Source organism: Pantoea alfalfae (genome assembly GCF_019880205.1).
GTDB classification, from domain to species: Bacteria; Pseudomonadota; Gammaproteobacteria; order Enterobacterales; family Enterobacteriaceae; genus Pantoea; species Pantoea alfalfae.
The window spans coordinates 2,683,408-2,698,182 of the sequence record NZ_CP082292.1 but is presented as its reverse complement, the minus strand read 5'-3'; the positions used below and the strand labels follow the sequence as shown (position 1 = coordinate 2,698,182).

Annotated in this window: 11 protein-coding genes; 5 read left to right on the top strand and 6 right to left on the bottom strand. The window is 55.1% G+C overall.

Going from position 1 to position 14,775, the window contains the following annotated elements:
• Positions 1–20 precede the first annotated feature (20 nt).
• Positions 21–242 carry a cold shock-like protein CspD gene (cspD, locus tag K6R05_RS12660; protein WP_098051073.1) on the bottom strand — a complete coding sequence of 74 codons (222 nt, stop codon included), beginning with the start codon at positions 240–242 and terminating at the stop codon, positions 21–23.
• A 315-nt stretch (positions 243–557) separates the two neighbouring features.
• Between cspD and clpS the strand changes: the two genes are divergently transcribed.
• Entirely contained in the window at positions 558–878 is a 321-nt protein-coding gene (gene clpS / locus K6R05_RS12655) for an ATP-dependent Clp protease adapter ClpS (RefSeq protein ID WP_003849318.1), read from the top strand.
• Positions 879–930: 52 nt separating this feature from the next.
• Positions 931–3,207, top strand: a complete 2,277-nt coding sequence (gene clpA / locus K6R05_RS12650; protein ID WP_161734242.1) for an ATP-dependent Clp protease ATP-binding subunit ClpA — start codon at positions 931–933, stop codon at positions 3,205–3,207.
• 86 nt (positions 3,208–3,293) lie between these two features.
• On the opposite strand, the gene infA is transcribed toward clpA, so the two are convergent.
• The 5 genes from infA to trxB form a co-directional block, all read right to left on the bottom strand.
• Positions 3,294–3,512, bottom strand: a complete 219-nt coding sequence (infA, locus tag K6R05_RS12645; protein WP_002211347.1) for a translation initiation factor IF-1 — start codon at positions 3,510–3,512, stop codon at positions 3,294–3,296.
• A gap of 345 nt (positions 3,513–3,857) precedes the next feature.
• On the bottom strand, positions 3,858–4,550 hold the full coding sequence (aat, locus tag K6R05_RS12640; RefSeq protein WP_161734240.1) for a leucyl/phenylalanyl-tRNA--protein transferase: 693 nt from the start codon (positions 4,548–4,550) through the stop codon (positions 3,858–3,860).
• Positions 4,551–4,583: 33 nt separating this feature from the next.
• Positions 4,584–6,314, bottom strand: a complete 1,731-nt coding sequence (gene cydC, locus K6R05_RS12635; RefSeq protein WP_222924273.1) for a heme ABC transporter ATP-binding protein/permease CydC — start codon at positions 6,312–6,314, stop codon at positions 4,584–4,586.
• Positions 6,314–8,083 (bottom strand): heme ABC transporter permease/ATP-binding protein CydD, encoded by a 1,770-nt coding sequence (cydD, locus tag K6R05_RS12630; protein WP_222924272.1) that lies wholly within the window; start codon positions 8,081–8,083, stop codon positions 6,314–6,316. The genes cydC and cydD overlap by 1 nt, the downstream gene beginning before the upstream one ends.
• A gap of 143 nt (positions 8,084–8,226) precedes the next feature.
• Positions 8,227–9,195: a thioredoxin-disulfide reductase gene (trxB, locus tag K6R05_RS12625; RefSeq protein ID WP_161734234.1), complete on the bottom strand. Its 969-nt coding sequence runs from the start codon at positions 9,193–9,195 to the stop codon at positions 8,227–8,229.
• Between the two features lie 520 nt (positions 9,196–9,715).
• Here trxB and lrp point away from each other — a divergent pair.
• The 3 genes from lrp (at position 9,716) to lolA (ending at position 14,774) form a co-directional block, all read left to right on the top strand.
• Positions 9,716–10,210 (top strand): leucine-responsive transcriptional regulator Lrp, encoded by a 495-nt coding sequence (gene lrp, locus K6R05_RS12620; RefSeq protein WP_006118610.1) that lies wholly within the window; start codon positions 9,716–9,718, stop codon positions 10,208–10,210.
• Between the two features lie 118 nt (positions 10,211–10,328).
• Positions 10,329–13,985 (top strand): DNA translocase FtsK 4TM domain-containing protein, encoded by a 3,657-nt coding sequence (locus tag K6R05_RS12615; protein WP_222924271.1) that lies wholly within the window; start codon positions 10,329–10,331, stop codon positions 13,983–13,985.
• 177 nt (positions 13,986–14,162) lie between these two features.
• Complete coding sequence (gene lolA, locus K6R05_RS12610; RefSeq protein ID WP_003849334.1) at positions 14,163–14,774, top strand: outer membrane lipoprotein periplasmic chaperone LolA; 612 nt, start codon at positions 14,163–14,165, stop codon at positions 14,772–14,774.
• The last annotated feature ends 1 nt before the right edge of the window (position 14,775 follow it).

Sequence of the window (14,775 nt, the reverse complement as noted above, 5' to 3'; positions counted from 1 at the left end):
GTTCAGAGATGGGGTAAGTATCAGGCCACGGCCTGTATCTCAACCGGCACGATGAGGCTGGCGTGATTACCTTTCGGGCCTTCATGCACGTCGAACTGAACCTGCTGGCCTGCCTTTAGCGTGCGGTAGCCTTCCATCTGAATGGTGGAGTAGTGTGCAAAAATATCTTCGCCACCGCCAACCGGACAGATAAAGCCAAAGCCTTTGGAATTATTGAACCATTTAACTGTGCCCGTCTCCATGCTTTTACTTCCCTCGCAAGACATTTTATAAGTAGGTGAGGTCTTACAGGCTGTGAGTCTGATTTGATTAAAACTCAATCAGCCTGTGCAGGTAGAATGTAGAGAAAGCGCCGCCGGCGTCAAGCAAACCACCGGGCCAGGTGGGGAAAAAATCATCAAAATTTGAGGTGGTTAACGCTATTGGAAATTTTGTGATGCAGGTCGCGCAAGGGAATTTCTGAATAAAATTTCAGCAGCGACCAGGAGCTTGACAGGCATGTTAAACTCTCAACATGTAGTCATTAAAAGGCTAAAGCACAATCTCAACGGAACACTATGGCAAACACAAACGACTGGCTTAACTTTGAACATCTGGCCGAAGACAAAGTACGTGAAGGGTTAAAGCCGCCTTCTATGTATAAAGTCATTCTGAATAATGACGATTATACACCTATGGAATTTGTTATTGACGTCGTACAAAAGTTCTTTTCTTATGATGTTGAACGTGCAACGCAGCTGATGTTGAAAGTTCACTATCACGGCAAGGCGATCTGTGGTGTATTTACTGCAGAAGTCGCCGAAACAAAAGCGGCCCAGGTGAACAACTATGCGCGGGAAAATCATCATCCGTTGCTGTGTACGCTGGAAAAAGCCTGAACCCGTCTCCATATAGGAAACTGGTAAGGGCGATAATTGGGGGAGGTGCCTAATGCTCAATCAAGAACTGGAACTCAGTTTAAATATGGCTTTCGCCAGAGCGCGTGAGCACCGTCATGAGTTTATGACCGTCGAGCATCTGTTACTGGCGTTGCTCAGTAACCCGTCGGCCAGAGAGGCATTGGAAGCCTGTACGGTGGATATTGTGGCTCTGCGGCAGGAACTCGAAGCCTTCATCGAACAAACCACACCGGTGCTGCCCGCCAGCGAAGAGGAGCGTGACACTCAACCGACGCTCAGCTTCCAGCGCGTCCTGCAGCGTGCGGTTTTCCATGTCCAGTCATCCGGTCGCAGCGAAGTCACCGGGGCAAATGTGCTGGTCGCCATCTTCAGCGAGCAGGAGTCGCAAGCGGCCTATCTGTTACGCAAACATGAAGTCAGCCGCCTTGATGTGGTGAATTTCATCTCTCACGGTACGCGCAAAGACGAACCGGGCCAGGCGCCAGGCGCTGAAAATCCGGTTAACGAAGAGCAAGCAGGCGGGGAGGATCGTATGGAAAACTTCACCACCAATCTTAATCAGCTTGCTCGCGTCGGTGGTATCGATCCACTGATTGGTCGCGATAAAGAGCTGGAACGTACCATTCAGGTGCTGTGCCGTCGTCGTAAAAACAACCCGCTGCTGGTGGGTGAATCGGGTGTGGGTAAAACCGCTATTGCAGAAGGCCTCGCCTGGCGTATCGAGCAGGGCGATGTACCGGAAGTGATGAAAGACTGCACCATCTACTCGCTGGATATCGGTTCATTGCTGGCGGGCACCAAATACCGTGGTGACTTTGAAAAACGTTTTAAAGCGCTGCTGAAGCAGCTGGAGCAGGACGAACACAGCATTCTGTTTATCGATGAAATCCATACCATCATTGGTGCGGGTGCCGCGTCCGGCGGCCAGGTCGATGCGGCGAACCTGATCAAACCTCTTCTTTCCTCTGGCAAGATTCGGGTGATGGGTTCCACCACCTATCAGGAATTCAGCAACATCTTTGAAAAAGACCGTGCCCTGGCGCGTCGCTTCCAGAAGATCGATATCACGGAGCCTTCACCTGAAGAGACCGTGCAGATCCTGAATGGCCTGAAGACCAAGTACGAAGCGCATCACGATGTGCGCTATACCGCGAAAGCGGTGCGCGCAGCGGTGGAACTGGCGGTGAAATATATCAACGACCGTCATCTGCCTGACAAGGCGATTGATGTGATTGATGAAGCGGGTGCGCGTGCGCGCCTGATGCCAGCCAGTAAGCGCAAGAAAACCATCAACGTCTCTGACATTGAAACTGTGGTGGCCCGTATTGCCCGTATTCCTGAGCAAAGCGTGTCAGCAAGCGACCGCGATACGCTGAAAAATCTGGGCGATCGCCTGAAGATGCTGGTGTTTGGTCAGGACAACGCCATTGAGGCGCTGACGGAAGCGATCAAAATGAGCCGTGCAGGTCTGGGTCAGGATCGTAAGCCGGTCGGTTCCTTCCTGTTTGCCGGGCCTACTGGGGTCGGTAAAACGGAAGTCACCGTGCAGCTGGCGAAAGCGCTGGGTATTGAGCTGCTGCGCTTTGATATGTCCGAGTATATGGAGCGTCACACCGTCAGCCGTTTGATTGGTGCGCCTCCGGGTTATGTCGGCTTTGATCAGGGCGGCCTGCTGACGGATGCCGTGATTAAGCATCCTCATGCGGTGGTGTTACTGGATGAGATTGAGAAAGCACACCCGGATGTCTTCAACCTGCTACTGCAGGTAATGGATAACGGTATGCTGACCGACAACAATGGTCGCAAAGCGGACTTCCGCAACGTGGTACTGGTCATGACCACCAACGCCGGTGTACGTGAAACTGAACGTAAGTCGATTGGCCTGATTCATCAGGACAACAGCACCGATGCGATGGAGGAGATCAAAAAGATCTTTACGCCAGAGTTTCGTAACCGTCTCGACAACATTATCTGGTTCAGTCACCTGTCCCCAGCGGTGATCCATCAGGTGGTCGACAAGTTTATTGTCGAGTTGCAGGCGCAGCTGGATGCGAAAGGCGTATCGCTGGAAGTCAGTGATGAAGCGCGTGACTGGCTGGCTGAGAAGGGCTATGACAAAGCGATGGGCGCACGTCCGATGGCGCGCACCGTACAGGACAGCCTGAAGAAACCGTTAGCTAATGAACTGCTGTTTGGTTCGCTGGTGGATGGCGGCTCAGTATCAGTCGCGCTGGATCGTGAGAAAGGTGAACTGACCTATCACTTCCTGAGTGCTGAAAAACGCAAAACCGAAGGCACTGTGCATTAATCACCTGCTACAGATGTGAAAAAGGCCGGATTAAAATCCGGCCTTTTTTTTCGCTGCAATATGCAGAGCGATGAGATTACTGCAAATTAGCGACTACGGAAGACAATGCGGCCTTTGCTCAGGTCGTACGGGGTCAACTCAACGGTCACTTTGTCACCCGTCAGGATACGGATGTAGTTTTTGCGCATTTTACCGGAGATATGAGCAGTGACCACGTGTCCGTTTTCAAGTTCTACGCGGAACATGGTGTTAGGTAACGTATCCAGTACGGTACCTTGCATTTCAATATTGTCTTCTTTGGCCATCGAATCCTCTGGGTGTACTACCTTTCAGTTGAACCGGCAAGATAATGCCCAATTCAACGATTTATGTAAAGAACCGTCGGCGATTTTGCCAACGCTTTGCCGGGGTGCACGTAAGTTGCGCGCATCCGGTAAAATTAGGGTGTTTAAGGTGACGTCTGCAGGGGATTAGCGGGCTAAGAATCTGAATCAACCGGTTACATGCGCACGATTGAAAACAGTTCCGAGAGTGCGTTGAGATTCCCAGCCTGGCAATTCCGGCTCGATATTGCGAAGCGCGGACGACATACCAAACCCGACTAATATACCACTTATGCGCCTTTATGTGTGCAAAACATCTCTGCAGGGCTAAAAAAGCGTTTGTGTCTGCCAGCAGCCATCGCTGACCGGCTGGTAAGCAAGGCTTTGCACATATTGCAGATAATCCGCGCGCGGGATCTCCTGCGCACCCAGCGAGGCGGTATGGGGATTAAGTACCTGACAATCCACCAGTCGGCCCTGATGTCGGACGAAATGCTGACAAAAGACCCAAAGTGCTGTTTTTGATGCATTCTGCTGACGGCTGAACATCGATTCACCGCAGAAGATTTGCCCCATCGCCAGCCCGTACATGCCACCCACCAGCTGATGTTCATCCCACACCTCGATCGAGTGCGCGTGGCCCAGTTCATACAGTCGTAACCAGGCACGCTTCATCTCAAAGGTAATCCAGGTGCCTTCCTCGCGACCGCTTGCGCAGCCCTCAAGGACCTCGGCAAAGGACTCGTTCATTGTTACCCGATAAGGTGAACGACTGTGAAAACGCTTCATGCTACGACTGAGATGAAACTGCTCAGGCAGCAGGACGGCCCGGGGATCGGGCGACCACCAGAGAATGGGATCGCCGGGCGAAAACCACGGAAAGATACCGTGCTGATAAGCGTTAAGTAATCGGGCAGGGGAGAGATCACCGCCCATGGCCAGCAGGCCATTTGGCTCACGCAGCGCCATCTCCGGCGGGGGAAAGATCAGAGATTCCCGTGACAGTTGTACCAGTCTCATCGCGTTATGTTACTCATCGGCATTTCGCTAAGACTATAACGCAATACGCTGCCGGAAACGCCAGTAGCGCCCTGCTTTTGAGATTAATTCCGCATGACTGCCCTGCTCAACAATCGCGCCATTATCCATCACGCAGATGCGATCCATCTGTTCCAGGCCACTCAGCCGGTGAGTGACCATAAGCATGGTTTTTCCGGCAGTCAGCCGTTGCAGCAGGGCAAGAATATGTTGCTCGGTGGTGGCATCCAGCCCTTCGGTGGGCTCATCCAGCAGCCAGAGATCGCCGTCGTGCAGTAACGCACGCGCCAGCGCCAGCCGACGCAGTTCGCCGCCGGAAAGCGGGCGACCCCCTTCGCCCATCCAGGCGTTTAATCCTTCCTGATTCTCAAGCAGGCGTTGCAGGCCAACGTCGTTCAGAACGCGGCATAGCTGCTTATCAGTGGCATCGGGGCAGGCCAGCAGCAGATTATCGCGCAGGCTCTGGCTGAAGAGGTGAACCCGCTGCGTCACCACGCTGATACGCTGGCGCAACGCGGACTCTGACCAGGCGGTAATCGGCAGATCATTCAGGCTGATGACACCGTGCTGGCTCTCACGAGCGCGGGTCAGCAGCGCCAGTAGCGTCGATTTTCCGCAGCCGGTCGGTCCCAGTAGCGCAATATGTTCACCCGCGGCCACCTGCAGGGTACAGCTGTTGAGTACCTTATCCGGACGGTCGGGGTAGCTAAAGTCGAGCCGATCAATATTGATGCAGAGCGGTCCTGACCGGGCGTCTGACCTTGCCGGGAAGGTGATAGCGGGTGACTGATCGATAATGTCATTAACCCGATGCGCGGCAGTTGTCACCTGCGACATAGGCAGAAAAGCCCCTGCAACCGGTGCCAGCGCCTCAAAGGCGGCAAGAGCGCAGAACACGACCAGCGCAATCAGCGAGCCGGGTAACTGCTGTTCTCTGATTGTCGCAGCACCAAGCCAGAGCAGCAGGGTTACGGTTATGCCGCTGATCAGCAGCAGCAGGCTCTGGGCGGCGGCCTGTAAACGCTGTTGCTGGCTCTGTGCCTGCTGCCAGCGCCGTTCATCTTCGTCAAGTTGCTGACGCCAGCCCTGCGAGGCCCCATATAACGTAAGTTCAGCCTGCGCCGCCAGCCACTGCATCAGCTGCAAGCGCCAGCGGGCGCGTCCGTGGGCAATCGCGATGCCTGCCGGTGAGCCCAGACGATAAAATAGCGACGGCATCAGAATCAGCGTACTCAGCATGATACCGCCCAGCGTCAGTGCCAGCGGAATATTAATAAAACTCATCCCGACGGTGACTACCACTATCACCAAAAATGCGCCAAGCAGCGGCGAAATGACGCGCAGATAGAGATGATCCAGCGTATCAACATCGGCCACAAAACGGTTGAGCAGGTCCGCCTGGCGGAACTGCAACAGCTGCTCTGGCGAAAGCGCCATAAGGCGGCTGAAGGTGTGGACACGCAGATGCTGAAGCACTCTGAATGTCGCATCATGGCTGACCAGACGTTCAGCATAGCGTGCGGCAGTGCGGATGATCGCTGCACCACGGACGCCTGCCGCGGGCAGCATATAATTGAAGGTATAGAGGCCTGCTACGCCTGCCACTGACGATGCGGCAAGAAACCAGCCTGACAGGGTCAGCAGGCTGATGCTGGCCAGCAGGGTAACAATCGCCAGCACAATGCCCAGCGCAAGACGGAAAGGGTGGCGCAGCCAGAGACGAAGAAAAGGACGCAAGGCTGACATCAGCGAATCTCCTGTTGACGATGCTTCAGCATCTCACTGAAGGGACCAGGCTGTTGCGACAGCTGCTGCCAGTTACCCTGTTGCACCAGCTTACCCGCCTCCATCACCCAGAGGGTCTGCCAGCGACTCAGCGTATCAATCTGATGAGTAATCATCAGCGTGGTCTGGCGGGCAGCCGCCTGGTTCAGGGCCACCATGACATGACGTTCGCTGAGTGCATCCAGGCTGGCTGCCGGTTCATCAAGCAGCAATAAATGTGAGGATTTATAGAGCGCGCGTGCGACCGCCACTCGCTGTGCCTGACCCACCGACAGCTGATGACCACCATCGCCGGGCTGGGTTTCAATGCCCCTGGGCAGACGAGGCAGGAACTCATTAATGCCGCACGATTCCAGCAGCGTTGCAAAGCGCTCGCCGTCCCAGGCAGCATTCATTACGATATTGTCGCGCAAGGTGCTTGCCGGTAACTGCGGGTTCTGTCCTACCCAGCTAAGCTGCTGATGCCAGTCACTCCGTCGTATATCACGCAGTTCAACGCCATTCGCCTTCAGCGAGCCCTGATAAGGCAGGAAACCGAGCAGGGCGTTCATCAGGGCCGTTTTACCGGCCCCGCTTTGACCGACCAGCGCAATCTGCTCACCCGCAGCGATGGTAAAGGTGAGCGGGCCGCACAGCACCTGGCCATCGGGCGCGCAGACTCGCAGATCATCGGCGACAAGTGAGATTGCGCGCTCGGCAGTGAAAGGCTGCGGGCCATCCTGCCGGATAACGTCGGGCGTCGCCTGCATAAAGGCTTCAAGTGCATCGGCACCGCCGACCGCCTGGGCTTTGGCATGATAGAACGCGCCGAGATCGCGCAGTGGCTGGAAAAATTCCGGGGCGAGGATCAAAACCAGGAACCCGGCAAACAGCGTCACGCCGTGGCCATAATCACCGAAATGCAATTCGCCCAGATAGGAGAAGCCAAAATAGACGGCTACCACAGCAATGGCTAACGAGGCAAAAAACTCCAGCACGGCGGAGGAGAGAAACGCTAAACGCAGCACATCCATGGTGCGCTGGCGAAAATCGGTGGTGGCGTCGGCAACCGCCTGCTGCTCTGCTTCACCACGATGAAACAGCCGCAGCGTTTCTCTGCCGCGCAGACGGTCGAGAAAGTTACCGCTCAGGCGGGCCAGCACCAGGAAGTTGCGGCGATTGGCCTCGGCCGCACCCATGCCGACCAGCGCCATAAACAGCGGAATCAACGGCGCAGTGGCAAACAGGATCAGACCCGCGGTCCAGTTCAGCGGAAAAACAGTCAGCAGAATGCAGCAGGGGATGAGCACCGCCAGCGTCATCTGCGGCAGATAGCGGGCGTAATACTCCTGCATCTCTTCGATCTGCTCCAGCAGCAGAGTCGCCCAGCTCCCGGCTGGTTTCCCCTGTATCCACGCCGGGCCCAGCGCAGACAACCGGTCTAAGACCTGCTGACGTAACGCCTGACGGATAGCCTGCCCGGCACGATAGCCGGTCAGTTCACGGGCATAGTTAATCAGGGCGCGCAGTACGAAGCAAAGCAGTAACAGCAGGATACTGACCGTCAGTGCTTCACGCGGTTGCTGGTCAACGATCAGCGCCTGCAGCAGCGAGGCCAGTAAACCAGACTGGGCAATGATCAGCAGGGCACTTACCATGCCCAGCAGCGTGTTGAGCCGCAACCAGCGACCGGCGAAACGACGTTGCTGACGAAGCCAGCGGGTAAGATGCTGCTGCCGCGATTTGTCCATGCGAGACCATACTAAATGTCGGTGACAGGGGAAAATGGAAAGACATTTCCATCTCTTCAGGCGCCAGAATCTAGCATGAGAGCTATAAAAAAGGCGACGGAAAAACCGTCGCCTGGAATATTTGAGATCAGAGGGTTAACAACTTACCGATCGTTTTTAACCAGCCCGTCAAGAAAACGCTCAGCATCTAACGCGGCCATGCAGCCGGTGCCCGCAGAGGTAATCGCCTGACGATAGATATGGTCCATCACATCCCCTGCCGCAAAGACGCCAGGAATGCTGGTCTGAGTGGCGTTACCGTGCAGACCCGACTGAACTTTGATGTAACCGTTTTCCAGCGCCAGCTGACCTTCGAAGATAGCCGTATTCGGGCTGTGTCCGATAGCAACAAACAGACCCGCGACTTGCAGCGCTTCTGTTTCATCACTGTTCTGGGTAGAACGCAGTGTCAGACCCGTCACACCCATCTGATCGCCTGTGACTTCTTCCAGCGTACGATGGGTGTGCAGCACGATATTGCCATTGCGCACTTTTTCCATTAGCCGGTCGATCAGGATCTTCTCTGCGCGGAAACTGTCACGACGGTGGATCAGATGCACTTCAGCCGCGATGTTCGCCAGATAGAGCGCCTCTTCAACGGCCGTGTTACCCCCGCCAATCACTGCGACTTTCTGGTTGCGATAGAAGAAACCGTCACAGGTTGCGCAGGCGGAAACGCCTTTGCCTTTGAACGCCTCTTCAGAGGGCAGACCCAGGTAGCGCGCTGACGCACCGGTGGCGATGATCAGCGCATCTGCCGTATATACGCCGCTATCGCCAGTGAGGGTGAACGGACGGTTCTGCAGATCAACGGTGTGGATGTGATCGAAAATGATCTCAGTATTAAATTTTTCAGCATGCTCGTGCATGCGCTCCATCAGCGATGGACCTGTCAGATCGTGCGGGTCGCCCGGCCAGTTCTCCACTTCAGTGGTGGTGGTCAGCTGTCCGCCCTTTTCCAGACCGGTGATCAGTACCGGATTCAGGTTGGCGCGTGCAGCATAAACGGCTGCGGTATAACCCGCTGGGCCGGAGCCCAGAATGAGTAACTTACTGTGTTTGGCCGTACTCATGCGTTCCTCAGTTTCATTCGGCTGACATAGCCTGCGATTGTAGGGAATATCCGGCGACAATAACAAGACTTAGCCAATTTTGTTAACGATAGCTGCAAGTGGCGTAGACGATGAGCGGCGGTTTTGCCTGGTCAATGCGCCAGAATGGGGCAAAAATCGGCTTTGAGAGGTGCAAAAGTGGAAAAATACTCATTTAAAAACAGATACCCAGCGGTCTGTCTGGCATCTTGTCCTGAATTTGGTGATTTTACTTTGACAATCGCCTGCGCTTTTGCGAAAACATTATCAGAAGCGAATAACATTTATCGGAACAAAACAGGTTTTCGTCGCCTGTTTTGCGTGTAACGCCGAATAAAAGCAGCCTGATATGGATAATGACGCATGATGTGGACAGACAACATGCGTCATATCGATAGGTGTCAGATCACAGGCTCTGTTAGCTCACTTCAGAAATGCCCCGAACATTGAGCGTTTTCAGGGCGTGGCAGGTAAAGGGAAGGAATTAAGAGAGACAATAATAATGGTAGACAATAAGAAACGCCCCGGGAAAGACCTCGACAGAATTGACAGGAACATTCTGAATGAACTTCAGAAAGATGGTCGCATTTCAAACGTAGAGCTTTCCAAACGCGTAGGCTTATCGCCTACGCCATGTCTTGAGCGTGTACGCCGTCTCGAACGCCAGGGATTTATTCTTGGTTACACCGCGCAGTTAAACCCGCACTATCTGGATGCCTCTCTGCTGGTATTCGTTGAGATTACTCTGAATCGTGGTGCGCCGGATGTGTTTGAGCAATTTAACGCCGCTGTGCAAAAACTTGAGGAAACTCAAGAGTGTCACCTCGTTTCTGGTGATTTCGACTACCTGCTGAAAACGCGCGTACCTGATATGTCTGCCTATCGTAAGCTGCTGGGTGAAACCCTGTTGCGCCTGCCGGGCGTAAACGACACGCGAACTTATGTGGTGATGGAAGAGGTCAAACAGAGCAATCGACTGGTTATCAAAACTCGCTGATGCGGGGCAGGTGCAAAACCTGTGAGATTTCGGTACACTCCTGTGCATTCATACAGGATCAGCGTCGGGCTTGCCCGACGCTGTTGCTTCTTACTTTACAGGCACCTGGAGAGTCCTCTTGAGCCAGGAATATACAGAAGATAAAGACGTTTCGTTACAATCGCTGAGCAGTGGACGTCGTCTGCTGGAAGCGTTGCTGATTCTGGTGGCGCTGTTTGCTATCTACCTGATGGTTTCACTGGTCAGTTTTAACCCTTCCGATCCGAGCTGGTCGCAAACGGCCTGGCATGAACCTATCCATAATATCGGCGGCAGCGTCGGTGCCTGGCTGGCTGACACCTTACTCTTCATCTTTGGTGTGATGGCGTACGCCATTCCGCCCGTCATCCTGGGTCTGTGCTGGATTGCTTTCCGTCAGCGCGACAGCCAGGACTACTTTGACTACTTTGCCGTCGGGTTACGCTTAATTGGCGTCCTCGCGCTGGTGGTGACGACCTGTGGTATGGCGGCGCTGAACGCCGATGATATCTGGTACTTTGCCTCGGGCGGCGTGATTGGCAGCCTGGTCAGTAATGCTATTGCCCCCTGGTTCAGTCCGGCTGGCGGCACGCTGATGCTGCTCTGCGTCTGGGCAGCGGGGATAACCCTGTATACCGGCTGGTCATGGCTCACCATTGCAGAAAGAATTGGCGGCGTCGTCATGGGCGTGCTGACGTTTGCCAGCAACCGCTCACGTCACGATGAGCCCTGGCAGGAAGAGGATGACGAGCGGGACGCGCAAGATTATGCGGATGTCCCTGCATTGCATGTCGCCGACCAGGATGATGACGTGCTGCTGTCTGCGCCGCGTGCTGCCGATCAGAAAGATGATGTGCTGCTTTCCGCGCCACGCGCTGCCCCTCAGCCTGTGCCGACACAGCCGGATCCGCTACTGGCGAAAGCGGCAGCCGCAACCAGTGCGGCAGTAGCCGCCACTGCGGAAGCTGCAGAAGTGACCATCGCTCCCGCAGCGCCGGTTAACGCGGCACCTGCTGCAGCGGCCTTTACTGCATCGGCGCCTGCCGCATCAGCAGCAATGCCCGCATCGCCAACGGCACAACCTGCTCCAGCATCTGCACAGAGCACCCCTGCATCCTATGGTACAACGATGGCCCCGTCTCCGGCGCAGAATGCTCCTGCACCCGCGGCCTCACCACCGCTTTACCACTTTGAAATGCCAGACGAAGCCCCGGCTGCGCCGTCGTTCAATGCTTACGACGATGACGAACCTAAAATGGGTAACTGGCGTGACACATCAGCGATCCCTGCGGCCGCTACAGCCGCCACTGCCACTGCCGCTGCCGCAACGGCGGCCACACGTACTGCACCTGTTTTTGACCTGGCACCTGAAACCAATCTGAATCCGCAGGTTAAGCAGGGTATCGGACCGGCGCTGCCGCGTCCTAATCCGGTAAAACTGCCTACACGTCGTGAACTGGCCTCTTATGGCATTAAGTTACCTTCTCAGCGCATGGCTGAAGAGAAAGCCAAAGCGGAAGAGAGCGAAACGGCCCCGGTTACGTCGGTTTCCACTGCATCTGATGCAGAAGAGGCACTGCAGCAGGCTGAACTGCGTCAGGCCTTCCAGTCTGAGCAGCAGCAACGTTACGGCACCAGCTGGCAGCAGGACGAACAAGATGAGCAGGATGCGCAGCAGCAGGATGCACTGGCACGTCAGTTCGCCGAGCAGCAACAGCAGCGCTATGAACCTGAAGTGAGAAAAGAGCCGGTATTAAATATTGATACTGCCTCAGCGTTCGATTTTTCACCGATGAAAGATCTGGTGGATGACGGCCCGTCTGAACCGCTGTTTACGATTGCCGCGACGCCGGAGCCGGAAGCACCTGCGGCTTCACACGAACCGTGGCAGCAGGTGAGTGAGGTCTCAAGCCCTCAGGCACCGGCTCAGGTGCCTGCACCTGCCCGTTTTGCACCGGCAGAACCTGCCTATAGTGCGCCAGCGACGCCTGCGGTACCCGCAGAGCCTGTTTATCATGCACCAGAGGCAGCTCAGGTCCCGGCTTATTCTGCACCTGCTTATGGTACGCCAGCAGAGCCTGAAGCGGATTATGCCGCTCCGTCTGCGCCTGTGTATGCTGCACCAACGGCGCCTCAGGCCCCGGCTTATGGCGCGCCGTCTTATAGCGCGCCAGCCGCTGAGCCGGTTCAGCCAGTTGAAGAAGCGAAACCTTCACTGCATGACAGCCTGATCCATCCGTTCCTGATGCGCCATGAGCAGCCGCTGGAGAAACCGTCCACGCCACTGCCTTCGCTGGATCTCCTGACGGCGCCACCTGAAGAGGAAGAGCCGGTTGATATGTTCTCGCTGGAGCAGACTGCCCGTCTGGTGGAGTCACGCTTAGGCGATTACCGCGTCAAAGCCGAAGTAGTTGGCATCTCGCCTGGCCCGGTTATCACCCGTTTCGAGCTTGACCTGGCACCGGGTGTGAAGGCCGCACGTATTTCTAACCTGTCGCGCGACCTGGCACGATCACTCTCGACTGTCGCAGTTCGCGTGGTGGAAGTGATCCCTGGCAAACCTTATGTGGGCCTGGAACTGCCAAACAAACATCGTCAGACCGTCTATCTGCGTGAAGTACTGGATTGCCCTAAATTCCGCGACAATCCGTCGCCACTGGCCGTCGTGTTGGGTAAGGACATTGCCGGTCAGCCGGTCGTGGCCGACCTGGCGAAAATGCCACACTTGCTGGTTGCCGGTACTACCGGTTCCGGTAAGTCTGTGGGCGTGAACGCCATGATCATCAGCATGCTCTACAAGGCGACACCGGAAGAAGTTCGCTTCATTATGATCGACCCGAAAATGCTGGAGTTGTCGGTCTACGAAGGCATTCCGCATCTGCTGACCGAAGTTGTCACCGACATGAAGGATGCCGCGAATGCGCTGCGCTGGAGCGTCGGTGAAATGGAGCGACGTTACAAGCTGATGTCGGCGCTGGGCGTTCGTAACCTGGCGGGTTACAACGAAAAAGTGGAGCAAGCCGAAGCGATGGGCCGTCCGATTCCTGATCCGTTCTGGAAACCGGGCGACAGCATGGATATGACCCCGCCGGTTCTGGAGAAACTGCCTTATATCGTGGTGATGGTCGATGAGTTTGCTGACCTGATCATGGCGGTGGGGAAAAAGGTTGAAGAGCTGATTGCGCGCCTGGCACAAAAAGCCCGTGCTGCGGGTATCCATCTGGTGCTGGCAACACAGCGTCCATCCGTAGATGTCATTACTGGCCTGATCAAAGCGAATATCCCGACACGTATCGCCTTTACCGTTTCAAGCAAGATAGACTCACGTACCATTCTCGATCAGGGCGGCGCGGAGTCACTGCTGGGTATGGGTGACATGCTTTACATGCCGCCAAACTCCTCACTGCCAGTTCGTGTTCACGGTGCCTTTGTGCGTGATCAGGAAGTGCATGCGGTGGTTCAGGACTGGAAAGCACGTGGTCGTCCGCAATATATCGACAGTATTACGGCAGGCGAAGAGAGCGAAAGTGCTGGTGGCATCGATAGCGATGAAGAACTCGATCCACTCTTCGATCAGGCTGTCGGCTTTGTGGTCGATAAGCGCCGAGCCTCGATTTCAGGCGTTCAGCGTCAGTTCCGCATCGGCTATAACCGTGCTGCACGTATTATTGAGCAGATGGAAGCGCAGGGTATCGTCTCTGCACCAGGCCACAATGGTAACCGTGAAGTGCTGTCGCCACCGCCTCACGATATGTAGCGGTTAAATGTTTTGAAACACTACTTAATGAGCCAGTTTCGACTGGCTCATTGTTTTTATACGGTTAACCCCCATATCTGGATCAGCTTTCGGCTTTTTCCTCTGTTCTGATGGCGGAACGGCGACCAGGCTTAATGCAGTTATCGATGGGAACGTTTAAATAAGGAATCGAAGCAGATGAAATTACGCGTAATCGCTCTTGGCCTGTTGGCCACTTTTTCTTCAGCCAGCGTTCTGGCTGATGCTTCCAGTGATCTGCAACAGCGCCTGAACAAGGTCAGCAGCTTCCACGCCAGCTTCACGCAAAAAGTGACCGACAGCAGCGGTGCCAATGTGCAGGATGGCGAAGGCGAATTGTGGGTTAAACGTCCCAGCCTGTTTAACTGGCACATGACCGCGCCGGACGAAAGCATCATTATCTCTGACGGTAAATCGCTGTGGTTCTACAATCCATTTGTTGAGCAGGCGACTGTAAGTCTGCTGCAGAATGCGACCAGCAATACGCCGTTTATGCTGATTGCCCGCAACCAGTCGAACGACTGGAAGCAGTACAACATCAAACAGCAGGGTGACAATTTCGAGCTGACACCGAAAAACAGTGATGGCAACCTGAAACAGTTCACCATTCAGGTGACCTCCAGCGGCACCATTAACCGCTTCAGCGCTATCGAACAGGATGGCCAGCGCAGTGATTACCAGCTGAAAAGCCAGCAGAATGGCGCTATCAGCCCGGATAAATTCACGTTCACACCGCCTAAAGGCGTGACGGTGGACGACCAACGTCAGTGAG